Here is a 25,895-nt window from a genome sequence, read left to right as displayed (position 1 = left end):
CATGAACCGAAATCTGACCCTAAAACTCGGGGCCATTGCCCTGCTGATTCTGTTGTTGCTGATCCCGCTATTGATGATCAACGGCGTGATCCAGGACCGTCAGCAACTGCGCGACGGTGTGCTCGAAGACATCGCGCGCAGTTCCAGCTACAGCCAGCGACTGAGCGGACCGTTGATGGTGGTGCCGTATCGCAAAGTGGTGCGCACCTGGAAACTCAACGAAAAAACCAACGAGCGTTACCAGGACGTCGGGGAAGAACGCGGTCGTTTGTATTTCCTGCCGGAACATTTCGAGCTGGAAGGGAAGGTCGACACCGAACTGCGCGCCCGGGGCATTTACGAGGCGCGGTTGTTCCACGCCGACAACCGCATCAGCGGACATTTCTCGGTCCCGGCGCAGTTGGGCATCAAAGAGGACTTCGCCGATTACCAATTTGACCAGCCGTTTCTCGCGGTCGGGATCAGCGACATTCGTGGCATCGAGAATGCGTTGAAACTGGAACTCAATGGTCAGCGTCTGGACTTTATTCCAGGCAGTCAGGTGGGGTGGTTGGGCGAGGGCGTGCACGTGACACTGCCGGCATTGAACACCGCGCAAGCCACAGAACTGGCTTTCGGTTTCGACCTGCGTTTACAAGGCACTGGCCAACTCCAGGTCCTCCCGGTGGGCAAGACGAGCAAGGTTTCGCTGGAGGCCAACTGGCCGCATCCAAGCTTCATCGGCAACTATCTGCCGGCCCAGCGCGAAGTCACCGATCAGGGCTTTACCGCCAATTGGCAGACAACCTTTTTCTCCACCAATCTGCAAGAAGCCCTGAGCAGCTGCGTATCCGGCAATGACTGTGAAGCGTTCAACAGCCGCAGCTTTGGCGTGAGCTTCATTGATCCAGTAGACCAGTACCTGAAAAGCGACCGGGCGATCAAATACGCATTGCTGTTCATCGTCCTGACCTTCGCCGGTTTCTTCCTCTTCGAAGTCCTGAAAAGCCTGGCCGTGCACCCAGTGCAATACGCGCTGGTGGGCGTGGCGCTGGCGTTCTTCTACTTGTTGTTGCTGTCGTTGTCTGAGCACATCGGTTTTGCCCTGGCGTATCTGTTGTCGGCGAGCGGTTGTGTGTTGCTGATCGGTTTCTATGTCTGCCACGTGCTGCGCAGCGTGCGCCACGGCTTGAGTTTTTCGGCGGGACTGGCGGCGTTGTATGGCCTGCTCTATGGCTTGTTGAGTGCCGAGGATTACGCGCTGCTGATGGGCTCGTTGCTGCTGTTCGGCTTGCTGGGCGTGTTCATGGTGCTGACCCGCAAACTGGATTGGTACGGGATCGGGCAGAAAGCAGCCAAGCCGCTGGAATTTGATATCGGGGTGGTGGAATGAGCCGGACGTTGGGGTTGCGTGAGGATCAGCGGGAGGGGGAGGTGTTGGCGACGCTGATATTCGGGTTGTTTCCGGTAGATCCGGTGTGGTGCCATCGCGAGCAGGCTCGCTCCCACAAAGGATCGATTGTGAACACAAAATATGTGAAAACCATAGATCAAATGTGGGAGCGAGCCTGCTCGCGATGAGGCCGGTCCAGCCAGCGAAAATCTAGACCTTAGGCATCGTCGCCACCATCGAAGGCCGCTGACTCACCTCGAAATACCACGCGGCCAACTGCGGATTCGACTCGCGCCATTCCAGATCCGGATGGCGCAGGTCGAGGTAACCCAGCGCACACGCCACACTGATCGCCGCCACATCGAAATGGCTGGTCAGCTCGGCAATCGCGTCTTTTTCCAGCAGCGCCAAGGCGCGGCGAATCTTGTCGCGCTGGCCGTCGAGCCATTCGTCCCAATGTTTCTCCGGGGCGCGCAGGGCGACTTCATAACGAACCAGCACCGCGGCGTCCATGATCCCGTCGGCCAGGGACGCCAGAGTCAGGCGCCGCCAGCGGGCCGAGCCTTCACGGGGGATCAGCGGATTGCCGACGTGCTGGTGGTCGAGGTAATCGAGGATCACCCGGCTGTCATGGATGACGTTGCCGTCTGCCAGGCGCAGGGCCGGGATTTTGCTCAGCGGGTTGTCGTCGATAAGCGGCAGGTCCGGGGCGACCGGGGTCAGCACACAGTTTTGCAGGGCGACGCGGTCTTGCTGACCGGTTTCGTGCAGCAGCACCATGACTTTGCGAACGAAGGGCGACAACGGGTTGTGGTAGAGGGTCATGCTGGGGGCGGACATGGCAGCGTCTCGGTCGGTGGACAGTGTCGGGAGCATAGCGCGTTGGGCCGACAGCCTGTAGGAGCAAAGCTTGCTCGCGAAGGGATCGCCTCGGTCAGTCCGTCAGACCGCGCTGACCCCTTCGCGAGCAAGCTTTGCTCCTACAGGGTTTTGCGCTGGAGCAACCCGCGCAGGGCGAGGATTGCGGGAACACCCAGGCCCAACCAGCTCAAGGCATCCCACACGCCATCCCCCAGTAACGCGGCAAACAAACCCGCGGCGCTGAGCAGGGCGATGACGGTCGGGGTGGCGAAGACCTTCCAGAAATTCGACTGCCTCGGCCTCATGCTTGCGCCTCCGCTTGTTCAAGCACTGGTCTGGCTGCCTTGCGCCGCACCACCCACAGGTAAACCCCGCTGCCGAGCACGATGATGGTCAGCACATCCATCGTTGCCCAGAGGATTTTCATCGGCATGCCGCCGTAATCACCGAAGTGCAGCGGTTGCGACATGCCCATGGCGTCCATGTACCACGGCCTTTCAGCCACCGCGGTGACTTGTAATGTACTGGCGTCGATCAACACCGGCGTCAGCAAGTGCGAGGTCAGGTGTGTGCTGCCCTTCATGAACACCGCGTAATGGTGTTCGCTGGAAAACCGCGTGCCGGGGAAGGCGATGAAGTCTGGCTGCATGCCGGGCGCGACTTCCTTGGCGATGTCGAGCAGGCGGGTGGCTGGCGCCAATTGTGTCAGGGGTGGCGCGTCGCGGTACGGCGCGACCATCGCACTCAGGCTGTCGTTGCGCCACGCGGCGATCAGCAGGTCGGCGCAAGCACTGATGACGCCGGTCACGCCAACCACCAGCGCCCAGGTCAGGGTGACCACACCGATCAGGTTGTGCAGGTCGAGCCAGCGCAGGCGGGTGGATTTGTCCTGGCGCACGGTGGCGAATTTCAGCCTGCGCATGAACGGCAGGTACAGCACCGTTCCGGACACGATCGCCACGACAAACATCAACCCCATGAACGCCAGCAACAGCTTGCCCGGCAGGCCGGCAAACATGTCCACGTGCAGGCGCAGCATGACCATCATGAAGCCGCCATTGGCCGATGGCATCTCCAGCGCTTCGCCGGTACGGGCGTCGAGCATGAAGGTGTGGGACGAATTCGGTTCGGTGCCGGCAGTGGCTGCCATGATCGCGATCGCGGCGTTGGGTTCGTCTTCGTCGAAGCCGAAATACTGCATGACTTCGCCGGGACGATGTTTTTCCGCGGCCTGCACCAACTGCTGCAAATTCAGCTGCGGGGTGTCGGCCGGCATGGACTTCAACTCGGCGGCATCACCCAGCAGGTGGTCGATCTCGTGATGGAAGATCAGCGGCAAGCCGGTCAGCGCCAGCATCAGCAGGAAGACCGTGCAAATCAGGCTGGTCCAGGTGTGGACGAAGGACCAGCGGCGAATTGTTTTGCTTTTCATTTCTCAGCCTTTAGAAATACCAAAGCCGTCCACGAAGGACGGCCTGGTTGCAGCGCGTATCAGATCAAACCGTTACCACTTGTAATTGACACTGGCCATCACGTTGCGGCGGTCGCCGTAGTAGCAATAGAAACCGTCACAAGTCGATATGTATTCCTTGTCGAACACGTTATTCGCATTGACGGCGACGCTGACGCCTTTGAGCGCGTTGTCCAGACGGCCGAGGTCGTAATGTACGGCTGCGTCATAGACGGTGTAAGAGTCGGAATGTCCGTCCGATTCATCACGCACGAAGGCCATGCTGCCAATGGCGATGTTGTCTGTTTCTCCGATGTAGCGCACGCCAAAGCCGAGTCCGAAGCCATCCAGAACACCCGTATGCCATGTGTAGTCACCCCAGACAGAGGCCTGATTTTCCGGGGTTAGAGGCAGTGGGCGGTTTTTGTCCAAGGGGCTGGTGACTTTGGTCATCTTGGTGTTGGCGTAAGTGTACGCGGCCGTCAATTTGAGGTTTTCGTTGACGTTGCCGGTTGCTTCCAGCTCAAAGCCACGTACTTTTGCTTCCCCTAGTGGGCGCGATACCCCCAAGGTGTCACTGAGCACGATGTCTTTTCTGGTCAGGTCGTAGGCCGCTGCCGTAAACAGGATATCGCTGCCTGGAGGTTGGTACTTGAGACCCACTTCATATTGCTTGCCCGTACCCGGCTGAAAAGCTTCACCATTGGCTCCACCGGCTTCGGCTTGAAAGGACTCGGCATAGGAAATGTAAGGTGTGAAGCCGGAATCGAATACATAACTGAGGGCCGCGTTACCGGTGAAGGCGGTATCGTCACGGGTGTCCTTGGCGTCGTTCATGTTGTAGAAGGTCGAGTCGGTATGCAGCCAGTCCTGACGACCGCCCAAAGTCAGACGCCAGTTGTCGAGGGCCATCTGGTCCTGAACGTATAGGCCCGTGTCATGGGTCTTCTGGTTGTAATCATTGAACGCGGTGTAGTTGACGTTACTGAAGTCTTGACCGTAAATCGGGTTGATGATGTTGCTGGTCGGCGCGCTACCGAACAGCCATTTGTAATTGGTATTGACGCGTTGGTGGTCCAGGCCCAGCAACAGCGTGTGCTTGATTGCACCGGTGTCAAAATCGGCCTGGAAGTTGTTGTCCACAGCGAACTGGCTGATGTCCTCGTTCACGACGTTGGCACCCCGAGCCACGGTACCGTCATCACTGACCGAACCGAAGAACCCGCCGGCGGTGATGCCTTGGAACGACAGATCGCTCTTGGTATAGCGAAGGTTTTGACGGAATTGCCAAACGTCGTTCATCCGGTGCTCGAAGGCATAACCCAAGGCGTAGTAAGTCTTGTCGTAGAACTCCCAGCTCGGATCGCCGAGGTTCTTGTGGTACTTCACCTCACCGGCGGGCGATGAGAGCTTGGTGCCCTGTAGTGGCAGGAATTGGCTGGTGATGCCGGTATCGTCGCGATTGAACTGGCTGAGGAAAGTCAGCTTGGTATCGGGATCGATATTCCAGGTCAGGCTGGGAGCGATGTTGTAGCGCTTGTCGTCGTTATGTTCGATGGCGGTGTTGCTATCGCGCACCACGCCGCTGACACGGTATAAAAAACGCCCTTCGTCATCGACGGGGCCAGTACTGTCGAAGCTGATCTGCTTGCGCTGGTAGCTGCCGACCTGCAATTGCACTTCGTTGCTGGCAATTTGTTCAGGGCGGCGGCTGACCATATCGATCAAACCACCGGGCGGCGTCTGGCCGTAGACTGAGGACGCAGGGCCACGCAGTAAAGCCACGCGCTCAAGATCCCAGGTTTCCATCTTCGGCATGGTGTAGGTGCCCTTTGGTAGCGGCAACCCATCGAGGAACTGGGTAGGTTCAAAACCGCGAACCTTCAGCCATTCGGCGCGACTGTCGCTGCCGTAGCTGCTGGCAACGACACCGGGCATGTAACGTACGGCGTCATCCAGGTTCTGTACCGCACGGTCTTGCATCTGCTCACGGCTCGCCACAGAGATCGAACGCGGCGCCTCAACCAACGCGGTGTCGGTCTTGGTCCCGGCGGCGGTACGCTTGGCCAGGTAACCTTCCACCGGGCCCCACGCGCTTTCCGTGTTTTCCACGCCGATGATGGCGGTTTCCGGCAAAGCCATCACGCCTTCAGGCACGGCCACAAGGCTGTAGGTGCCGGTGCTGCTCTGTTCCAGTTGCAGACCGGTGCCATTCAAGGCCGCGCGCAGGGCGCCGACGGCATCGTACTGACCGTTGACCGGGGCGGAGGTTTTGCCCGCTGCCAGTGCCGGATTCAGCGACAACGCTAGGCCAGACTGGCTGGCGATCTGGTTCAAGGTGCTGGCCAAAGGAGCGGCCGGCAGGTTGTAGGCGCGAACGCTGGACGCCTGTTCCGCAGCGATCAGTTGGCTGCTGGCCAGAGGAGTGCAAAGGGCAATGGCGACCGCCAGCAAACTGGGGCGCAACAAGGTGTCTAGCGAACGGGACATACGGCGGCTCCTGAAAGGGAATACTTCTCAATTGCCTAGGTGCCGAACGAAAAACCAAAAGTGATAGGGCTGGATGAAAATAATTTCGATTCAATTAGTGAATCGGTGCGCATCAGCCTTGAGGCATACGCCAAACCCTGTGGCGAGGGAGCTTGCTCCCGCTGGCCTGCGAAGCAGGCCCAAAACCAACGAATGCGTTTTCTTAAAACAGCTGGGGACGCTCCGCGACCCAACGGGAGCAAGCTCCCTCGCCACAAATGGCCTGCCTCAGGGCTTGGCATCCGCCTTCGCCACCGTCACCCACCATTGCGTGTGCTGCTCGATCTGCACCGGCAACGTCGGCAACAGGGCGCTCAACGCCAGATCGGTGTCATGCAACGGGAAACTGCCGGTGATCCGCAGGTCGGCAACCTCTGGCGCAACGCCCAGATGCCCGCGACGATAGCGCCCGAGTTCATGGACCAGATCCTCCAGGCGCGCGTTGTCCACCACCAGCATGCCGCGGGTCCAGGCATCGGCGCCGAGGTTGAGCGCGATGATCGGGCCCAGTCCATTGTTGCGCATCAGCACTTGCTGGCCTTCGCGCAGAATCTGTTCTTCCGGGCTCGACTCCGGATGGGCAGCCACGGCGGACTGCAGCACGCTCAGGCGCGTGCCTTCTTCTTCGCGTTTGACCAGGAACCGCGTGCCCAGTGCGCGCATGCTGCCTTCGCGGGTTTCGACGATAAACGGCCGGGCATCGCCGTGGCCGGTTTCGACGAGGATTTCCCCGTCCTGAAGAATCACCCGGCGCTGCTTCTCATCAAAGCGCACGTCTACGGCACTGTGGGTATTGAGGTTGATCACGGTGCCGTCGCTCAGGCGCAAGGTGCGTTGCTCGCCGGTGGCGGTGCGCTGATCGGCCAGCCAATAGTCGACCGGCAGATAACGTTCACCGGCGAATAGCGCCAGACCAATCACCGCGACGATGCTCGCCACGCCACTGCCCAGCTTGCGCACCCGTCGGCGAATGCTTTCACGCGATTGCAGCAACGCGGTGCGGGCCGGGCCGCTGGCCACGCTGAAACGCTGATCGAGCATGCCCAACTGGCGCCAGGCGCGGGCGTGCTCTTCGTGGGCGGCGTGCCATTTGGCGAACTCCTCGCGCTCCACCGGGTTGCCGGAGTCCAGCGACAATTGCCAGGCAATCGCCGCGTCCAGCACCTGTGCCGAGACCGGTTTGGAACTGACCGGGCTCATACCGGCTCACCGTACAGCGCGATGTAGCACTGACGAATGCCCTGAGCCAGGTATTGACGCACTCGCGGCACCGACACGCCCAGGCGCTGGGCGATTTCGGCGTGGCCGAGGCCGTCGAGACGGTTGTAGAGAAACGCTGCCCGGGCTTTGCTGGAGAGTTTGCCGAGCAGGCGATCGATGTTTTTCAGATCTTCGAGGATCAGTTGCTGTTCCTCCACCGACGGTTGTTCGCCTTCGGGAATCAGCATCAGTTCAGTGAGGTAAGCCTGTTCCAGCGCGGCGCGGCGGAAATAGTCGAACAGCAGGCCCTTGGCGATCGCCACCAGAAACGCCCGCGGTTCGCGCGGTTCGTTCAATTGATCACGGCCCAGCAACCGCACGAAGGTGTCCTGACTCAGGTCTTCGGCCCGTTGCGGACAGGCGACATTGCGTCGAAGCCAGGCCAATAGCCAGCTGCGGTGGTCGCGATATAACGCACCGACGAGCTCACTGTGGGGGCTTTGGACTGACGACACGCAGCATCACCGATTGGGAAGTGTTAACTAACGAGAATTGTTCGCGATTGTGGCAGAGGCGGGGGAGGTAAGCAATTGGCCACTGGTCAGGTGGATTTGAGCGGTGCGGTTCAACGGTAAACACATACCTGTGGCGAGGGAGCTTGCTCCCGCTCGGCTGCGCAGCAGTCGCAAAACCTGCGAACACGATTTGTCTGGAGAATGCAGGGGGCTGCTTCGCACCCCAGCGGGAGCAAGCTCCCTCGCCACAGAGACAGGTGTGAGGTCTAAAAGGAAGGCGAGCGCTGCCTGCGTTTCCACTGACTCACCCGCTGCTGCAGATTCAACGGGCTATGAATCTGCTGTTGCCGCGCGCGGCTGAACAGGATCAACGCCAGTTCCGCCGTCGCCAGCGCATCGGCACTGGCGTTGTGGCGCTCGAACACTTCGAGCTTGAACCAGTCGATCCACTCATCCAGCCCCGCCTCGCGAATCTGCGCCTGAGGGCACAGCAGCGGGGCGATGTCGGCCACATCAAGAAACGTATGCTGCAGCTTGTAACCCAGATGATCCTTCAACGCGCGCCCGAGCATGTGCTGATCAAAAGGCGCATGAAACGCCAGCACCGGACTGTCACCCACAAACTCCATGAACTCGACCAGGGCCTGCGCCGGATCACTGCCGGCGGCAATCGCACTCGGCCCCAAGCCGTGAATCAACACGCTGGGCGCCACTTTCATATCCGTGCATTGAAGGGTGCGTTCGAACTGCTGGCTGAAGTCGATCGCCCCGTCCTCAATCACCACCGCGCCGATGGACAGCACTCGATCCTTGTTCATATTCAACCCGGTGGTTTCCAGGTCCAGCACCACCCAGCGCTGCTCGCGCAGGCTGCATTCGCTCAGTTCGGCACCCGCCGGCAAGGCTATCAGGCGTTGCTGCAATTCCCCGGTCAACATCGGGCCTGCCGGGCGCAGCCACGAAAACAGGCTCATAGCTGATACCGCAGCGTCAGGCTGCTTTGCAGGCGTTGGGCCTGGCGCAGGGATTCGCGCAGGATGCGTCGGTCCAGATGATTGAGACTGTCGGGATCGACCCGGTTGGAGTAGGGCAAGTTCTCCCGGGTCTGTAGCTGATGTTGCTGCATGCGGGTTTGCTGGATGAAGTGATACGCCTCTTCGTACGCCGCACCGTCCAGCCGTTCGATGACCTCTTTTTCGACCAGTTGGCGAAAGCGCTCCAGCGTATTGTTGGCCTCGATGCCGTGGGCCAGTGCGAGCAATCGGGCGCCGTCGACAAAGGGCGTCAGACCCTGGACTTTCAGGTCCAGCGTGGCTTTCTCGCCATTCTTGCGCGCCAGCACGAACTCGCGGAAACGGCCTACGGGCGGACGGTTGCGCAGGGCGTTTTCGGCCATCATCCGCTGGAACAGCCGGTTGTCGGCGACCTGATCGAGAATCCCACGGCGCAACTGATCGCAGCTTTGCTCGTCGCCCCAGACCACGCGCAGGTCGAAATAGATGCTCGAACCCAGCAGGTTCTCCGGCGTCGCTTCACGAATAAACGCCGCAAAACGTCGCGCCCATTCAGCCCGGGACAAACACAGCTCGGGGTTGCCAGCCATGATGTTGCCCTTGCACAGGGTGAAACCGCACAGCGCCAGGCTCTGGTTGATGTGTTGAGCGATGGGCAGCAACTTGCCGCGAATCTCGGCGGCATGCGCGGCGTCCCGCGCCTCGAACAGAATGCCGTTGTCCTGATCGGTGTGCAGCGTCTGTTCGCGGCGGCCTTCGCTGCCGAAACACAGCCAACTGAACGGCACGCCGGGGTCGCCTTTCTCGGCGAGGGTCAGTTCGATTACCCGGCACACGGTGTGGTCGTTGAGCAGGGTGATGATGTGGGTGATCTGGGTCGAAGACGCGCCATGGGCGAGCATGCGCTCCACCAGTTGGCCGATTTCGCCGCGCATCGCCACCAGGTTCTCCACGCGCTGGGCGCTGCGGATGGTCCGCGCCAGATGCACCAGATCGACCCGTTGCAGGGAAAACAGGTCACGCTCCGAGACCACGCCGCACAGGCGCTGATCCTTGACCAGGCAAACGTGGGCGATATGCCGCTCGGTCATGGCAATCGCCGCATCAAAGGCACTGTGGTCCGGCGTCAGGAAAAACGGCGCCTGGGTCATGTGCAATTCGATGGCTTCGCTGAAGTCGTTGGTGCCTTCGGCCACCACGTGACGCAGGTCGCGCAGGGTGAAAATCCCCAGCGGCGCCTTGTGTTCATCGACCACCACAATGCTGCCGACCTGCTGCTCGTGCATCAGGGTCACGGCTTCGCGCAAAGGCGTTGCGGGGCTGCACGTCACCGGATGGCGCATGGCCAATTCGCCAAGGCGCGTATTCAGCGAATACTGAGTGCCGAGGGTTTCCACGGCTTTTTGCTGGACTTGCTGGTTGACCTGATCCAGCAAACTGCTGACGCCGCGTAGGGCAAAGTCGCGAAACGCGTTGGAAAGTGCGAACAGTTTGATGAACGCCAGCTTGTTCAGCTGTAGGCAAAAGGTGTCTTCGGCGGCCAGATGTTCGGTGCGCGTCGCACGCTCACCCAGTAGCGCGGCAAGGGGGAAGCACTCGCCGGTGGTGATTTCGAAGGTGGTTTCGGTGCCGCCCTTGGCCGTGTGGGGGCGTTCACCGACGACGCGACCCTGTTTGACGATGTAGAAATGTTCAACCGGGCCATCGGCGGGCTTGATGATGCTTTCGCCGGGCGCATAAAAACGCAGCTGACATTGTTCCACCAGGTACGCCAGGTGAGCGTGTTCCATTTGATTGAAGGGCGGGAAGCGCTGAAGGAATTGCAAAGTGCCCTGGATGTTTTGCAACACCGCGGTTTTCCCTGCCTGTGTGAAGGCGTCCGCTTTACTCATAACCATTACCGCAGTCTTTTTTTGAATTGTTGTTGTCGGATGACTCAGCCATGGTCGGCCCCGGAGCGCTGGGTGCCCATTGGACGTAAGTCTAGGTCGGGCCTTTCGGTGATGAAATTTCGGAAATACCTTACGCAATCTTGGGAAGAATCTATCCTTTCCCCTATAGGAAATAAATCCGACGAAGTGCACATTCAAGGTCTGCTTAGCGATGTCTCACCACTGTGCTAGGGAATGAAATTGAACATTTAGAGAACGTTATGTCCGACCACGATATTTTGAGCGACGCCGAGCGCGAGGCGCTGAGTGCCGTCATGCTGGAACCCGACCTGCCGCCGCAACGGGTGCTGATCGTCGATGACGATAAAGATGCGCGTGAGCTGCTGTCGGAAATCCTGGGTCTGGATGGCATTCGTTGCATGACCGCGGCCAGCGGTGAAACCGCGCTCAAGATGCTGGATGAGAAGCCATCGATCGGCTTGGTGATTACTGACCTGCGGATGGGACACATTGACGGCCTGGATTTGATCCGCAAAGTCCGTGAATCCGTTCGGGCAGCCATGCCGATCATCATCGTTTCGGGCGATGCCGACGTGAAGGACGCGATTGCCGCCATGCATTTGAGCGTGGTGGATTTCCTGCTGAAGCCAATCGATACCGGCAAGCTGTTGGCGCTGGTCAAGCATGAGCTGGGGATGGAGCCGTAACATCTAGCTGATGTGTTGTCCTTCAGATCGCCTTCGCGGGCAAGCCTCGCTCCTACAGAGTTGTGCGTTACTCACGAGCGACGAAAATCCTGTAGGAGCGAGGCTCGCCCGCGAAGGCAGCACCGCCGATTTGAAGTGAACAAAAAAGGCCCTGATCTTTCGATCAGGGCCTTTTTTTGTTCGGCGTAATAGCTCAGTTACAGACCATTCGCAGCCTTGAACTCGCGACGACGACGGTGCAGAACCGGCTCGGTGTAGCCGTTCGGCTGTTTGGTGCCTTCAACCACCAGTTCGACCGCCGCCTGGAAGGCGATGTTGCTGTCGAAATTCGGTGCCAGCGGACGGTACAGCGCGTCGTTGGCGTTCTGACGGTCAACCACCGGCGCCATGCGCTTGAGGCTTTCCATCACTTGCTCTTCGGTGACGATACCGTGGCGCAGCCAGTTGGCGATGTGCTGGCTGGAAATCCGCAGCGTGGCACGGTCTTCCATCAGGCCGACGTCGTTGATGTCCGGCACTTTCGAGCAGCCAACACCCTGGTCGATCCAGCGCACCACGTAACCGAGAATGCCCTGGGCGTTGTTGTCCAGTTCGTTCTTGATCTGTTCCGCGGTCCACTGCGGGTTTACCGCCAGCGGGATGGTCAGGATGTCGTCCACGGAAGCGCGGGCACGTTTGGCCAGCTCGGCCTGACGGGCGAACACGTCGACCTTGTGGTAGTGCAGCGCGTGCAGCGCAGCAGCCGTCGGCGATGGCACCCAAGCCGTGTTGGCACCGGCCAGCGGGTGAGCGATTTTCTGTTCGAGCATCGCTGCCATCAGGTCCGGCATTGCCCACATGCCTTTTCCGATTTGCGCACGACCTTGCAGGCCGGTGCTCAAACCGATATCGACGTTCCAGTTCTCGTAAGCGCCGATCCACTTCTCAGCCTTCATGTCCGCCTTGCGCACCATCGGGCCGGCTTCCATGGAGGTGTGGATTTCATCGCCCGTGCGGTCGAGGAAACCGGTGTTGATGAACACCACGCGCTCGCTGGCCGCCTTGATGCACGCCTTGAGGTTGACCGTGGTGCGGCGCTCCTCGTCCATGATCCCGACTTTCAGCGTGTTGCGCGGCAAGCCCAGCACGTCTTCGATGCGACCGAACAGTTCGTTGGTGAACGCGGCTTCTTCGGGGCCGTGCATCTTCGGCTTCACGATGTAGACCGAACCGGTGCGGCTGTTCTTGCGCGAGCTGTTGCCGTTGAGGCTGTGGATCGCCGCCAGGCAAGTCACCAGACCATCGAGAATGCCTTCCGGCACTTCGTTGCCGTCTTTGTCGAGGATCGCGTCGATGGTCATCAGGTGACCAACGTTGCGCACGAACAGCAGCGAGCGACCGTGCAGGCTCAGTTCCTTGCCATCAACGCCGGTGTAGGTGCGGTCGGCGTTCATGGTGCGGGTAAAAGTCTGACCGCCCTTGGATACTTCTTCCGACAGGTCGCCCTTCATCAGGCCGAGCCAGTTGCGGTAGATCACCACTTTGTCATCGGCATCGACGGCAGCGACGGAGTCTTCGCAGTCCATGATGGTGGTCAGCGCGGCTTCCATCAGGATGTCTTTGACGCCGGCAGCGTCGGTCTGGCCGACCGGGGTGCTGGCGTCGACCTGGATTTCGAAATGCAGGCCGTTGTTTTTCAGCAGGATCGCGGTGGGTGCCGCTGCATCGCCGTGGAAACCGATCAGCTGCGCGTCGTTGCGCAGGCCGCTGTTGCTGCCGCCTTTGAGGGCGACCACCAGTTTGCCGTCAACGATCTTGTAGGCGGTGGAATCGACGTGGGAGCCGGCGGCCAATGGCGCGGCTTCGTCGAGGAAGGCGCGGGCGAAGGCAATCACCTTGTCGCCGCGAACCTTGTTGTAGCCTTTGCCTTTTTCCGCGCCGTCAGCTTCGCTGATGGCGTCGGTGCCGTAGAGCGCGTCGTACAGCGAGCCCCAGCGGGCGTTCGAGGCGTTGAGCGCGAAGCGGGCGTTCATCACCGGCACCACGAGCTGCGGGCCGGCCATGCGGGCGATTTCGTCATCGACGTTTTGCGTCGTTGCCTGGAAATCGGCCGCTTCTGGCAGGAGATAACCGATGTCTTGCAGGAAGGCTTTATAGGCCACGGCGTCGTGCGCCTGACCAGCACGCGCTTGGTGCCAGCCATCGATACGAGCCTGGAAATCATCGCGTTTGGCGAGTAGGGCTTTGTTCTTCGGCGCCAGGTCGTGAATGACCTTGTCGGCACCGGCCCAGAATTTATCGGCGGTGAGGCCGGTTCCGGGAATGGCTTCGTTGTTCACGAAGTCGAACAGGACTTTGGCGACCTGCAGGCCACCGACTTGAACGTGTTCAGTCATTGCTTGCCTCACTCTGCTCAGCTATTTCGCTTTTCAGCTCTTCAAATTAACAATGAAGCCTCTGGCTATTTAAACCACAAACCCCTTCCACCAGTACATGCCATTTCGGGCGGCTGGGATGGAACCGATCAACGGCTTTGAGGCCTTGCTGATAGGGCTTTCAGGGCTGCGACTGCGCCTGTGGCAGACATCGATCCAACGTCATGTAGTGCGCGCTGCGGCATACTACATGATGAATTGCGGTTGTGAAAATTAGACTAATTACGTCGTTCTGCGACCCCATGACGCATTGCAGTCACGTCGGGGATGGGGATGTTCTCAAAAAACTATGAGATTGTTCCAGTTAATTATAAGAAGTTGTACACGATTTGTGTTTGACAGGTTCATTGGCGATGCTCCGATTCGCGGGCAAGCCTCGCTCCTACAGGTTTTGTGTCGTTCACAAAATTGGCGACCGACACAAAACCTGTAGGAGCGAGGCTTGCCCGCGAAGGCGTCGGCCGATTCAACGCAGCAATAACCCTTGCCTATACTTCTCTTTCTATAACAAAAGAGGGCTGCGCCATGGACCACCTCGTACTCACTGTTTTCGCACCGGACAAACCTGGGCAGGTCGAGCGCATCGCCCAGTGCATTGCCGAGCACGGCGGCAACTGGCTGGAAAGCCGCATGTCACGTATGGCCGGGCAATTTGCCGGGATTCTTCGGGTGGGCGTGCCGGCCGAGGCCTACGACGAATTGGTCGATGCCCTGCAGGCGTTGTCGGCCCATGGCATTCGCGTGTTGATTGCCGAAAGTGGCATCGAGCAATCCTGCACCTGGAAACCAATCGCCATGGAATTGGTGGGCAACGACCGTCCGGGGATCGTGCGCGACATCACGCGTCTGTTGAGTGAGCAGGGGGTCAATCTGGAACGACTGGTTACCGAAGTGCGTCCGGCGCCGATGAGCAGCGAGCCGCTGTTCCACGCCGAAGCGATTCTCGCCGTGCCGCTGACCCTGTCTCTGGATGTGTTGCAGTCGCGCCTGGAAACCCTGGCGGACGATTTGATGGTGGAATTGGTCCTGCGCAGCGAACCCTGACAGGGTTATCCAAGTTATACGTGCACCTGCCTGTGGATAACCTGTAGAGACAGCCCGCCAGCCCACGCCGGCCGGGCTTCTTCAAGAACTGATCAAAAAATCATCAGATTCAACAAGTTGCGCACATACGCCGGGGATCACGTTGTGGATAACCTTGGGAAAGATCGATGCAGGCCACGAAATACGTGGCCTGCAAAGGTTCGTACGATTTTTGATCAGCTGCGACGGCGCAAACTTATCCACGCATCGACGCTGTAAACCGCCAGCCCGGCCCAGATAAAGATAAACGCCACCAGTGTGCTGGACGACAAGTGTTCGCCAAACAGCAGCACGGCTTGCAGCAGCACCAATGTCGGTGCCAGGTATTGGAGGAATCCCAGCGTGGTGTAGGGCAAATGCCGTGCGGCGGCGTTGAAACACACCAGCGGCACGAGGGTTACCGGCCCGGCGGCAACCAGCCACCAGGCTTCGGTAGTCGTCCAGAACTCGGGCTGAGCGCTCATGGCCGTCTGATTGAATAGCAGCCAGGCCATGGCAATCGGCACCAGCATCCAGGTTTCCACCACCAGGCCGGGCAGGGCTTTGACCGGTGCCTGCTTGCGGATCAAACCGTAGAAGCCAAACGTCAGCGCCAGCACCAGCGACACCCACGGCAGACTGCCGACCTGCCACACCTGTTGCGCCACACCGACCGCCGCCAGACCCACTGCGATCCACTGCATGCGCCGCAGCCGTTCGCCGAGGATCAACATCCCCAACAACACGTTCACCAGCGGGTTGATGTAGTAACCGAGGCTGGCTTCGAGCATGCGCCCGTTGTTCACCGACCAGACGTACGTCAGCCAGTTGGCCGCGATCAGCGTGCCGCTCAGCGCGAGGATCGCCAGCCGTTTCGGGTTGTCACGCAGCTCGCGCCACCAGCCCGGATGCTTCCACACCATCAGCAGCAAGGCACCGAACAACGCAGACCAGAGCACGCGGTGGATGATGATCTCCACGGCGGGCACGTTGGCGATGGCTTTGAAGTAGATCGGGAACAGGCCCCAGATGATGTAGGCACTCAGGCCCAGGATGTACCCGCGACGCGGGTTGGCGGCTTGCATGCAGAATCCTTGCTTAGGCAGCTAACTAAAGAGGGGATTGTAAGGAAATTTGTCTACGAATGTCCCGCCCGAATACGTCGGGCAATTGTGAACACATGACCTGTAGGCGCTAGGCCGGCTTGCCGGTGCTGTATCAGCTTGCATCGATGTTGCATGTGTTGCCGTCATCGCTAGCAGGCTAGCTCCCACAGGGATTTTCGGTGTGTCAGAAAAGTTTTAGGGGCTCTTCGTTGAGCGCCGCCAATTGCTCACGCAACGCCAACACCTGATCCCCCCAATACCGCTCGGTCCCGAACCACGGAAAACTGTGCGGGAACGCCGGGTCGTCCCAGCGCCGCGCCAGCCAGGCGCTGTAGTGCATCAGGCGCAGCGCGCGCAGCGGTTCGATCAGCGCCAGTTCCCGCGGGTCGAAGTCGTGAAATTCGTTGTAGCCGTCCATCAATTCCGACAGCTGCCCCAGACATTCCTGACGGTCACCGGCGAGCATCATCCAGATGTCCTGCACCGCCGGGCCCATGCGGCAGTCGTCGAGGTCGACGATGTGGAACATTTCGTCGCGGCACATCATGTTGCCGGGGTGGCAATCGCCATGCATGCGGATGTTCTGGTGAGGCGTGACGTTGTAGACGTCTTCCACACGCTTGAGCAGGTCGCGGGCCACGGACTCGTAGGCCGGCAGCAGGCTTTTGGGGATGAAGTTGCCTTCGAGCAGCGTCGTCAGCGAGGCATGACCGAAGTTCTGCACGCCCAAGGCTTCACGGTGTTCGAACGGTTTGGTCGCGCCGACGGCGTGCAGGCGACCAAGCAGTTGGCCCAGCCGATACAGCTGATCGAGGTTGCCCGGCTCCGGCGCGCGTCCGCCACGGCGGGGAAACAGGGTGAAACGGAAACCGTTGTGTTCGTGCAGGCTGGCGCCGTTGTGAATCATCGGCGCCACCACGGGTACGTCGCACTCGGCGAGTTCGAAGGTGAATTGGTGCTCTTCGAGAATCGCTTCGTTGGTCCAGCGCTGCGGGCGGTAGAACTTGGCGATCAGTGGCTCGGAGTCTTCGATGCCGACCTGATAGACGCGGTTCTCGTAGCTGTTGAGCGCCAGAATGCGCGCGTCGCTGAGAAAGCCGATGCTTTCGACGGCATCGAGCACGAGGTCTGGGGTGAGGGTTGCAAACGGGTGGGCCATGCTGACTCCTGCGCGCAGCAGGCTGCCGCGTCCGGCCAAGCATGGTAGCGCAGACGGGCTGTCTTTAGTGGTTGGGCTTTAGATGAGTGGTGTTTGGGCTGACGCTTTCGCGGGCAAGCCTCGCTCCTACAGGATGTCGTCAATTCTAGAATTGCGCATAACCTGTAGGAGCGAGGCTTGCCCGCGAAGGGGGCCCTATCAGGCGCCGACGATCCCGCCATCCTCACGGGAAATCGCCATCACCGAAGACCGCGGCTTGCCGTTCGGCAAATGCTCAGGGAACGTCGACCCACCGTTTTCCCCCGGATGCTGAATCCCGACAAACAGCGTCTTCTGATCCGGCGAGAAGCTGATCCCCGTCACTTCGCAGCCAATCGGCCCGACCATGAAGCGGCGGATCTCCCCGGTGACCGGGTCGGCGCAGAGCATCTGGTTATTGCCCATGCCGGCAAAATCACCGGCATTGCTCGAGTCGCCATCGGTCAGGATCCACAAGCGTCCGGCCTTGTCGAAACCCAGGCCATCCGGGCTGTTGAACATGTTTTGCGGCGTGATGTTCGACGAACCGCCCTTCGGCGTACCCACGTGGACACCCGGGTTGCCGGCGACCACAAACAGATCCCAGGCAAAGCTTTTCGAACCATGATCATCGCGGTCCGTGCGCCAGCGCAGAATCTGCCCGTACACGTTCTTCTCACGCGGATTCGGCCCACCCACCGGTTGACCGTCTTCACCGCGCTTGGCGTTGTTGGTCAGCGTGCAATAGACCTGGCCATCCTTGGGGCTGACGACGATCCACTCCGGACGGTCCATGCGCGTGGCTTTCACCACGGTGGCCGCGAGGCGCGCGTGAATCAGCACTTCGGCCTGATTGGCGAAACCGCTGCTGGCGTCGATGCCGTTTTTGCCGTGGGTCAATTCGATCCACTCGCCCTGACCTCTCGGGTGATCGGCATTGCCGTCACCCGCGTCGAAGCGCGCCACGTACAAGGTGCCGTGATCCAGCAGGTCGCGATTGGCCTTCGGGTTTTTGTGGTTGATCTTGTCGCGGCTGACGAACTTGTAGATGAACTCGCCGCGCTCGTCGTCGCCCATGTACACCACGGCGTGGCCGTCATGGGTTTCGGCCAGGGCCGCGTTTTCATGTTTGAAACGGCCCAGTGCGGTGCGCTTGACGGGTGTCGACTGCGGATCGAACGGATCGATTTCCACCACCCAGCCGTGACGGTTGAGTTCGTTGGGGTTTTTCGCCAGGTCGAAACGCTCGTCGTGTTGATGCCAGTTGATTTCTTTACTGGTCGCCACCGCGCCGTAGCGTTTCTGCGCGGCGTCGAATTTCTGCTCGGCATTGCTGCTGCCGAAACAGTCGGTGAAGTTCTCTTCGCAGGTCAGATAGGTGCCCCACGGCGTCTTGCCGTTGGCGCAGTTCTGGAAGGTGCCGAGTACGTTCTTGCCGTGTGGGTCGGCGCTGGTTTTCAACAGGTCGTGGCCGGCAGCGGGACCGCTGAGGGTGATCGGCGCGTTACCGTGAATGCGTCGGTTGTAGCGCGAACCCTGAACGAATTGCCATTGGCCATTCTTACGCTGCACTTCGATCACCGACACGCCTTCGCAGGCCAGCGCCTTGCGCACTTCTTCTTTCGATTGCGGCATGCCGCCGTGCGGGTAGAGGTAGCGGTAGTTGGTGTATTCGTTGTTGATCGCCATCAATGCCCGGTCTTTCTCACCCGGAAATTCGAACAGGCTCATGCCGTCATTGTTGTCGCCGAACTGGATTTCCTGATGCTCGGCAGTGCCGTTACCGCTCGGGTCGAACGCCGGACCGTTCTTCTGCAACGGCTGGCCCCAACTGATCAGCACCGAAGACTTGTAGCCCGGCGGCAGGGTAATGGCGTCGCTGGTGGCGGCGGGGATGCTGTCAAAACCCAGCAGTTTGCTGGTGCCTGCGCTGACACTGGCCGCGAGCACGCTGCGGCTCAGCAGGTTGCCGCCGAGGAACATGGCTGCACCGCACAGGGCGCCCGCGCTGATGAAGCCACGACGGCTGAGGCCGACCATGTTCTCGAGGTCGGTGTTCTGGTTGTCTTCTAATAGGCTCACATCAGGCTCCCTGCGGGTTTTTGCAGTCACCTTAAAGAGCGTTAATGACGCTTGTGTTTCAGAGTGGTGTACCGAGCAGCACGTTGGAGGGGGCAAATTGCACCCGTACCGGTTTGTCGGTGACGAGGCCGAGGGTTCGCAAGTGCAGCGGCTCGGCCAGAGCGCATAGCGTCTGGCCATTGGGCAGGCCGATGCGCACTTCACTGGGGCCGTCTTCGGCGTCGAGGATTTCTTCGATGATGCCGGTCAGGTCATTGTGTCCTGATGTTGCAGTGTCTTCGATGGCCAGCAGGTCGAGCCAACCGGCCTTGATCAGGGCGACGACTTCAGTGCCGGGCTCCAGCTCCAGGCGCACGGTGCTGTCGTGGGTGATCTGCGCATCAAGGGCCAGGCCTCCGGCCAGTTCAAGACGAATCAGGTCGTTGCGCCCCTGAGCTTCAATCGCCACGACCTTGCCGTGCAATTGATTGCGCGCGCTGGTTCTGAGCATCAGGCGGCCGAGCAGGTCGAGGTCGCTGGCGTCCTCGGCGGCTTCCAGCACCTGGGCCTGCAGCGTTTGCAGCTTTTGATACAGGCGCAATACGCGTTCGCCTTCGCTGGACAGCTTCGCACCGCCACCGCCCTTGCCGCCGACACTGCGCTCCACCAGCGGTTTCTGCGCCAGGTTGTTCAACTCGTCGATGGCGTCCCACGCGGCTTTGTAACTCAGGCCCGCGCTTTTCGCGGCGCGGGTGATCGAGCCCTGCTCGGCGATGTGTTGCAGCAACGCGATGCGCTGCGGGCGACGGACAATGTGCTGGGACAACAACGTGGGCAAGGACATGGCAAGGCGCTTTGGGCTGTGACGATGGTGAGGACGTTGGCGGCTTGGGCTGCGGGAGTCAAGTCATGTGGAAATCCCTGTGGGAGCGAGCCTGCTCGCGATGAGGTCATCAAGTTCAACATTGATGTGGCTGATAAACCGCCATCGCGAGCAGGCTCGCTCCCACAGGTTTTGTGCCTGGCGCAAGTCAGGCGATGTCGCCGGGTTTGGGTGTGCGCGCCAGGCAATAGACATCGACCCGCGAGGCGCCGGCATCCATCAACAGGCGAGCCAGGGCCTGGGCGGTGGCGCCGGTGGTCAGCACGTCGTCGACCAGCGCCAGGTGCCGACCCTTGATCGCTGCATCGGGCATCAGGGCAAATGCGTTACGCAGGTTCTTTTTGCGGGCCTCGGCCTTCAGGTCTTGTTGCGCGCTGGTGTCCTGAATCCTCTTGAGTAACTGTTCGTCGCAGGGGATATCCAGGCTCGCGCTCAACCAGCGGGCCAGCATCGCGGCCTGGTTGAACCCCCGCTGCCGCAGACGCTTGGTGGCCAGCGGAACCGGGACCAGCGCGTCGGGCCGTTCCAACGCTTCATTGAAGCGATGTTGCAGGGACTGGGCGAGAAGTTCGGCAAGCAGGTTGCCAAACGGCCACTTCACGCTGTGTTTGAAACGGGTGATCAGGCTGTCGACCGGAAAGCTGTAGGTCCACGGGGCGATCACGTGTTCGAAGGAGGGCGGCGCCTTCAAACATTGGCCGCAGGTCATTCCCGCCGCGGGCAAAGGCAGGGCGCAGGTCCTGCAGTGATCGCCGAGCCAGGGCAGGTCGGATTCACACGCCATGCAGATCGGCGTAGCTTCATCCGCCATCTCGCCGCAAAGCAGACAGGGTTGTTTGTTTTTTAACCAGATGTAAACCGGTCCTTTGTATCGTGGTTGACAGCGCATCGCTCTTCCTTAAATATGCCGAACATCCGTGTCGCGTCTGTGGGTATTCCATTCCCCAGTCGCTTGCCAAGCATAATCAAGGAAACACCCATGAGCGCCAGCACCTCTGCAACCCTGCGTCATGACTGGTCTTTGGCCGAAGTCAAAGCACTCTTCGTTCAGCCATTCAACGACCTGCTGTTCCAGGCGCAGACCGTGCACCGCGCGCATTTCGACGCCAACCGCGTCCAGGTTTCCACGCTGCTGTCGATCAAGACCGGCGCCTGCCCGGAAGATTGCAAATATTGTCCGCAGTCCGGTCACTACAACACCGGCCTGGAAAAAGAAAAACTGATGGAAGTGCAGAAGGTCCTCGAAGAGGCTGCCCGCGCCAAGGCCATCGGTTCGACCCGTTTCTGCATGGGCGCGGCGTGGAAACACCCGTCGGCCAAAGACATGCCGTACGTGCTGGAGATGGTCAAGGGCGTGAAAGCCATGGGCCTGGAAACCTGCATGACCCTCGGTCGCCTCGACCAGGACCAGACCGAAGCCCTGGCCCAGGCCGGTCTCGATTACTACAACCACAACCTCGACACCTCGCCCGAGTTCTACGGCAGCATCATTACCACCCGCACCTACAGCGAGCGCCTGCAAACCCTGGCCTACGTACGTGAATCGGGAATGAAGATCTGCTCCGGCGGCATCCTCGGCATGGGCGAATCCCTCGATGACCGTGCCAACCTGCTGATCCAGCTGGCCAACCTGCCGGAGCACCCGGAATCGGTGCCGATCAACATGCTGGTGAAAGTCGCCGGTACGCCGCTGGAAAACGCCGAAGACATCGACCCGTTCGACTTCATCCGCATGCTCGCCGTCGCGCGCATCCTGATGCCGCAATCCCACGTGCGCCTGTCCGCCGGCCGTGAAGCGATGAACGAGCAGATGCAGGCCCTGGCGTTCTTCGCCGGTGCGAACTCGATTTTCTACGGCGAAAAACTGCTGACCACCGCCAACCCGCAGGCTGACAAGGACATGCAACTGTTCGGGCGCCTGGGGATCCTGCCGGAAGCGCGTGAAGAGCATGCGGATGAAGTGCACCAGGCAGCCATCGAGCAGGCGCTGGTGGAGCAAAAGAGCAGCGAGATGTTCTACAACGCGGCTGTTTGATCACCGCTGAACCCCTGTAGGAGCAAGGCTTGCCCGCGATGGGATCGCCACGGTCATTCAGACAGACCGAGGCGCATTCATCGCGAGCAAGCTTTGCTCCTACAGAAGCTTTATCTCCTTCCTACTCGCGAGGCCTGCATGTCTTTCGATCTCGCCGCACGCCTTGCTGCCCGTCGTGCCGAAAATCTCTACCGTCAACGCCCATTGCTCGAAAGCCCTCAAGGCCCGGAAGTTGTGGTCGATGGCCAGCCGTTGCTGGCGTTCTGCAACAACGACTACCTGGGCCTCGCCAATCACCCGCAAGTGATCGAAGCCTGGCGCGCCGGCGCGTCCCGTTGGGGAGTCGGTGGCGGGGCTTCGCATTTGGTCATTGGCCACAGCACGCCACATCATGAGCTGGAAGAAGCGTTGGCTGACTTGACTGGCCGCCCGCGTGCACTGCTGTTTACCACCGGCTACATGGCCAACCTTGGCGCGGTGACCGCGTTGGTGGGGCAGGGCGATACGGTGCTCGAAGACCGCCTCAATCACGCCTCGTTGCTCGATGCCGGCCTGTTGTCCGGTGCGCGTTTCAATCGTTATCTGCACAACGACGCGGCGAGTCTGGCCAATCGTCTCGAGAAGGCCACCGGCAATACGCTGGTGGTCACCGACGGCGTGTTCAGCATGGATGGCGACATCGCCGACCTGCCAGCGCTGGCCCGGGAAGCGAAGGCCAAAGGCGCATGGCTGATGGTCGATGACGCCCACGGTTTTGGTCCGCTGGGCGCCAACGGTGGCGGAATCGTCGAGCATTTCGGCCTGAGCCAGGAAGACGTGCCGGTGCTGGTGGGCACCCTCGGTAAAGCTTTCGGCACTGCTGGCGCCTTTGTTGCCGGCAGCGAAGAACTGATCGAGAGTTTGATCCAGTTCGCTCGGCCGTACATTTACACCACCAGCCAACCGCCCGCGCTGGCCTGCGCGACGCTGAAAAGCCTGGAGTTGTTGCGTAGCGAGCACTGGCGTCGTGAACATCTGAACATCCTGATTCGCCAGTTCCGGCAAGGTGCCGAGCAGATCGGCCTGGAGCTGATGGACAGCTTCACGCCGATCCAGCCGATCATGATCGGCGATGCCGGGCGTGCGGTGCGGCTGTCGCAAATGCTGCGCGAACGCGGATTGATGGTGACCGCGATCCGCCCACCGACCGTGCCCGCCGGCAGCGCCCGACTGCGTGTGACCCTGACCGCTGCGCACAGCGAGGCGCAGGTACAGCTATTGTTAAATGGACTGGCCGATTGTTTTGCACAACTGGGACCGGAGCCAAGCCATGCGTGATCGTCTGATTCTGCTACCTGGCTGGGGGCTCGGGATTTCACCTCTGGAGCCATTGGCAGCTGCGTTGCAAGGGCTGGACGAACACCTGCGCGTTGAGATCGAGCCGCTGCCGGAGCTGGAATCCAGCGACCTTGAAGAATGGCTTGATGAACTGGATTCGACGATCCCGCAAGACGCCTGGCTCGGCGGCTGGTCCCTTGGCGGGATGCTCGCTTCCGAGTTGGCGGCCCGACGCGGCGATCGTTGTTGTGGCTTGTTGACCCTGGCGAGCAATCCTTCGTTTGTCGGCCATGAGCAATGGCCAAACGCGATGCCCGGCGAGACCTTCGACGCGTTTCTGGCCGGATGCAGCGCCGATCCACGGATGACGCTGAAGCGCTTTTCGCTGCTCTGCGCTCAAGGCGCCGCAGACCCGCGCGGATTGTCACGGTTATTGCTCGGTGGCGCGCCCCACACCTCTGCTTCGGTATTGATGAACGGCCTGGAGCTGCTTGCGCAACTGGATACCCGTCAGGCATTGCAAGCATTCCGCGGCCCGCAGCTGCATTTGTTCGCCGGTCTCGACGGGCTGGTGCCGGCCGAAGCGGCGGGGGATTTGCTGGCGTTGCTGCCGGACGTTGAAATCGGCCTGATTGAACAGGCCAGCCACGCGTTTCTTCTGGAAGACCCTCACGGTGTGGCGGGGGCGATCCAGGCCTTTTTGCATGAGTCCGGTGATGACTGATTTATCCCTTCCGCTTCCCCTTCCAAAGCAGCCCGGCGGCTTGCCGGACAAGCGCCAGGTGGCCGCGTCCTTTTCCCGTGCGGCGGCCAGCTATGACAGCGTCGCCGAATTGCAGCGTGATGTCGGCAGCCAGTTGTTAAGCCATTTGCCGGGTGATTTCGTGCCGGGTCGCTGGCTGGACCTGGGCTGTGGCACCGGGCATTTCAGTCGCGTGCTGGGTGAACGTTTTCCTGCCGGTCACGGCGTGGCGCTGGATATTGCCGAAGGCATGCTCAATCACGCGCGCCCGTTGGGTGGGGCCACGCACTTCATCGCCGGAGATGCGGAACGACTGCCCTTGCAGGATTCGACCTGTGATCTGATCTTCTCCAGCCTGGCGGTGCAGTGGTGCGCGGACTTCGCTTCGGTGCTCAGTGAAGCCCATCGTGTGCTGAAACCTAGCGGAAAGTTTGCATTTGCTAGTCTGTGCGTGGGCACGCTGTTTGAGCTGCGTGACAGTTGGAGGCAAGTGGATGGCATGGTGCACGTCAACCGCTTCCGCGAGTTCGGGGTTTATCAACAGCTGTGCGCGGCCAGCGGTTTGAAGGTCGCGAGTCTGCAAACCCGTCCTCACGTGCTGCATTACCCGGATGTGCGCAGCCTGACTCACGAACTCAAGGCGCTGGGTGCGCACAACCTGAATCCCGGACGGCCGGGCGGTTTGACCGGCAGGGCGCGGATTCTCGGCCTGGTCGAGGCTTACGAACAGTTTCGTCAGGCCGAAGGCCTGCCGGCGACTTATCAAGTGGTGTATGCCGTTATGGAGAAACCCTTATGAGCGCAGCGTATTTCATCACCGGTACTGACACCGATGTCGGCAAGACCACTGTGGCTGCGGGTTTGTTGCATGCCGCGCGGTCGGCGGGCCTGAGTACGGCGGCGGGGAAACCGGTTGCTTCGGGTTGCGACGTGACGCCCAAGGGTTTGCGCAACGCCGATGCGTTGGCGTTGCTGGCGGAATGTTCGTTGCCGCTGACGTATGCACAGGTCAATCCGGTGGCGTTCGAACCTGCAATCGCACCGCATCTGGCGGCGCGGGAGGCTGGCGTGGCGTTGACGGTGCAATCCTTGTTGGCACCGATGCAGCAGATTCTGGAGATGCAGGCGGATTTCACCCTGATCGAAGGCGCCGGTGGCTGGCGCGTGCCGTTGGCGGATCAGGACAACCTGTCGGACCTGGCCATGGCGCTGGATCTTCCGGTGATTCTGGTGGTCGGCGTGCGGCTGGGTTGCATTAACCATGCGTTGCTGACAGCCGAGGCGATTGCGCAGGACGGTTTGCAGCTGGCGGGTTGGGTAGCCAATATCATCGATGCCAAGACGGCGCGCCTTGAAGAAAACCTTGCCACGCTTGCCGAGCGGATCCCCGCGCCGTGTCTGGGGCGAGTGCCGAAACTCAAGCTGGTGACAGCAGAGGCGGTGGCGGAACACCTTCAGCTGGATTTGCTGGACTGACCATTCAAGCGATGGTTTTACCTATGACAAGGCACTGTGCCATTAGTGTTTTTGTCGGGTGTTTTGCGCGTGCGTCTGTTTCA

The 25,895-nt window shown here is 60.4% G+C and carries 22 protein-coding genes; 8 read left to right on the top strand and 14 right to left on the bottom strand.

The window, feature by feature from the left end:
* Position 1 precedes the first annotated feature (1 nt).
* Positions 2 to 1,372, top strand: a complete 1,371-nt coding sequence (gene creD / locus KJF94_RS24150; protein ID WP_214379321.1) for a cell envelope integrity protein CreD — start codon at positions 2 to 4, stop codon at positions 1,370 to 1,372.
* Between the two features lie 210 nt (positions 1,373 to 1,582).
* On the opposite strand, the gene KJF94_RS24145 is transcribed toward creD, so the two are convergent.
* The 8 genes from KJF94_RS24145 to KJF94_RS24110 all read right to left on the bottom strand — a co-directional run bounded on the left by KJF94_RS24145 (position 1,583) and on the right by KJF94_RS24110 (position 10,838).
* The gene (locus tag KJF94_RS24145) at positions 1,583 to 2,212 is read right to left on the bottom strand and encodes a glutathione S-transferase (protein ID WP_214379319.1); all 630 of its coding nucleotides are present in this window, start codon (positions 2,210 to 2,212) and stop codon (positions 1,583 to 1,585) included.
* 140 nt (positions 2,213 to 2,352) lie between these two features.
* A complete protein-coding gene (locus tag KJF94_RS24140; protein WP_214379317.1) occupies positions 2,353 to 2,538 on the bottom strand; it encodes a hypothetical protein in 186 nt (61 codons plus the stop codon).
* Positions 2,535 to 3,665: a PepSY-associated TM helix domain-containing protein gene (locus KJF94_RS24135; RefSeq protein WP_214379315.1), complete on the bottom strand. Its 1,131-nt coding sequence runs from the start codon at positions 3,663 to 3,665 to the stop codon at positions 2,535 to 2,537. The genes KJF94_RS24140 and KJF94_RS24135 overlap by 4 nt, the downstream gene beginning before the upstream one ends.
* A gap of 72 nt (positions 3,666 to 3,737) precedes the next feature.
* Positions 3,738 to 6,173, bottom strand: a complete 2,436-nt coding sequence (locus tag KJF94_RS24130) for a TonB-dependent siderophore receptor (protein ID WP_214379313.1) — start codon at positions 6,171 to 6,173, stop codon at positions 3,738 to 3,740.
* A gap of 267 nt (positions 6,174 to 6,440) precedes the next feature.
* The gene (locus KJF94_RS24125) at positions 6,441 to 7,412 is read right to left on the bottom strand and encodes a FecR domain-containing protein (RefSeq protein ID WP_214379311.1); all 972 of its coding nucleotides are present in this window, start codon (positions 7,410 to 7,412) and stop codon (positions 6,441 to 6,443) included.
* Complete coding sequence (locus KJF94_RS24120; protein WP_214379308.1) at positions 7,409 to 7,927, bottom strand: RNA polymerase sigma factor; 519 nt, start codon at positions 7,925 to 7,927, stop codon at positions 7,409 to 7,411. The genes KJF94_RS24125 and KJF94_RS24120 overlap by 4 nt, the downstream gene beginning before the upstream one ends.
* 266 nt (positions 7,928 to 8,193) lie before the next feature.
* Positions 8,194 to 8,901 carry a 3'-5' exonuclease gene (locus KJF94_RS24115; RefSeq protein ID WP_214379306.1) on the bottom strand — a complete coding sequence of 236 codons (708 nt, stop codon included), beginning with the start codon at positions 8,899 to 8,901 and terminating at the stop codon, positions 8,194 to 8,196.
* Positions 8,898 to 10,838 (bottom strand): putative nucleotidyltransferase substrate binding domain-containing protein, encoded by a 1,941-nt coding sequence (locus KJF94_RS24110; RefSeq protein ID WP_214379304.1) that lies wholly within the window; start codon positions 10,836 to 10,838, stop codon positions 8,898 to 8,900. Before KJF94_RS24110 ends, KJF94_RS24115 begins: the two co-directional genes overlap by 4 nt.
* Positions 10,839 to 11,092: 254 nt before the next feature.
* Between KJF94_RS24110 and KJF94_RS24105 the strand changes: the two genes are divergently transcribed.
* Entirely contained in the window at positions 11,093 to 11,539 is a 447-nt protein-coding gene (locus tag KJF94_RS24105; protein WP_214379302.1) for a response regulator, read from the top strand.
* A 197-nt stretch (positions 11,540 to 11,736) separates the two neighbouring features.
* Here KJF94_RS24105 and KJF94_RS24100 read toward each other — a convergent pair whose 3' ends face one another.
* Positions 11,737 to 13,914, bottom strand: coding sequence for a malate synthase G (locus KJF94_RS24100; protein WP_214379300.1), 2,178 nt, complete (start codon positions 13,912 to 13,914; stop codon positions 11,737 to 11,739).
* Between the two features lie 564 nt (positions 13,915 to 14,478).
* Here KJF94_RS24100 and KJF94_RS24095 point away from each other — a divergent pair.
* Positions 14,479 to 14,997: a glycine cleavage system transcriptional repressor gene (locus tag KJF94_RS24095; RefSeq protein WP_007947710.1), complete on the top strand. Its 519-nt coding sequence runs from the start codon at positions 14,479 to 14,481 to the stop codon at positions 14,995 to 14,997.
* A gap of 215 nt (positions 14,998 to 15,212) precedes the next feature.
* On the opposite strand, the gene rarD is transcribed toward KJF94_RS24095, so the two are convergent.
* The 5 genes from rarD to KJF94_RS24070 all read right to left on the bottom strand — a co-directional run bounded on the left by rarD (position 15,213) and on the right by KJF94_RS24070 (position 21,131).
* Positions 15,213 to 16,100: an EamA family transporter RarD gene (gene rarD / locus KJF94_RS24090; RefSeq protein WP_214379298.1), complete on the bottom strand. Its 888-nt coding sequence runs from the start codon at positions 16,098 to 16,100 to the stop codon at positions 15,213 to 15,215.
* A 205-nt stretch (positions 16,101 to 16,305) separates the two neighbouring features.
* On the bottom strand, positions 16,306 to 17,280 hold the full coding sequence (locus tag KJF94_RS24085; RefSeq protein WP_214379296.1) for a serine/threonine protein kinase: 975 nt from the start codon (positions 17,278 to 17,280) through the stop codon (positions 16,306 to 16,308).
* 198 nt (positions 17,281 to 17,478) lie between these two features.
* On the bottom strand, positions 17,479 to 19,380 hold the full coding sequence (locus tag KJF94_RS24080) for a PhoX family protein (protein ID WP_214379294.1): 1,902 nt from the start codon (positions 19,378 to 19,380) through the stop codon (positions 17,479 to 17,481).
* 58 nt (positions 19,381 to 19,438) lie between these two features.
* Positions 19,439 to 20,203, bottom strand: coding sequence for a TOBE domain-containing protein (locus tag KJF94_RS24075; RefSeq protein WP_214379292.1), 765 nt, complete (start codon positions 20,201 to 20,203; stop codon positions 19,439 to 19,441).
* Between the two features lie 187 nt (positions 20,204 to 20,390).
* The gene (locus tag KJF94_RS24070) at positions 20,391 to 21,131 is read right to left on the bottom strand and encodes a ComF family protein (RefSeq protein ID WP_214379290.1); all 741 of its coding nucleotides are present in this window, start codon (positions 21,129 to 21,131) and stop codon (positions 20,391 to 20,393) included.
* Positions 21,132 to 21,221: 90 nt separating this feature from the next.
* Between KJF94_RS24070 and bioB the strand changes: the two genes are divergently transcribed.
* The 5 genes from bioB (at position 21,222) to bioD (ending at position 25,812) form a co-directional block, all read left to right on the top strand.
* A complete protein-coding gene (bioB, locus tag KJF94_RS24065; RefSeq protein ID WP_214379288.1) occupies positions 21,222 to 22,277 on the top strand; it encodes a biotin synthase BioB in 1,056 nt (351 codons plus the stop codon).
* A 138-nt stretch (positions 22,278 to 22,415) separates the two neighbouring features.
* Complete coding sequence (bioF, locus tag KJF94_RS24060) at positions 22,416 to 23,594, top strand: 8-amino-7-oxononanoate synthase (RefSeq protein WP_214379286.1); 1,179 nt, start codon at positions 22,416 to 22,418, stop codon at positions 23,592 to 23,594.
* Complete coding sequence (locus KJF94_RS24055) at positions 23,587 to 24,318, top strand: alpha/beta fold hydrolase (RefSeq protein WP_214379284.1); 732 nt, start codon at positions 23,587 to 23,589, stop codon at positions 24,316 to 24,318. The genes bioF and KJF94_RS24055 overlap by 8 nt, the downstream gene beginning before the upstream one ends.
* Positions 24,311 to 25,135, top strand: coding sequence for a malonyl-ACP O-methyltransferase BioC (gene bioC / locus KJF94_RS24050; RefSeq protein ID WP_214379281.1), 825 nt, complete (start codon positions 24,311 to 24,313; stop codon positions 25,133 to 25,135). Before KJF94_RS24055 ends, bioC begins: the two co-directional genes overlap by 8 nt.
* Positions 25,132 to 25,812 carry a dethiobiotin synthase gene (bioD, locus tag KJF94_RS24045; RefSeq protein WP_214379279.1) on the top strand — a complete coding sequence of 227 codons (681 nt, stop codon included), beginning with the start codon at positions 25,132 to 25,134 and terminating at the stop codon, positions 25,810 to 25,812. Before bioC ends, bioD begins: the two co-directional genes overlap by 4 nt.
* Positions 25,813 to 25,895 lie beyond the last annotated feature (83 nt).

The sequence above is a fragment of the Pseudomonas hormoni genome, from assembly GCF_018502625.1.
Lineage (GTDB): Bacteria > Pseudomonadota > Gammaproteobacteria > Pseudomonadales > Pseudomonadaceae > Aquipseudomonas > Aquipseudomonas hormoni.
Note: the sequence above shows the minus strand (reverse complement) of the source record. Positions and strands in the feature narration are given on the sequence as shown.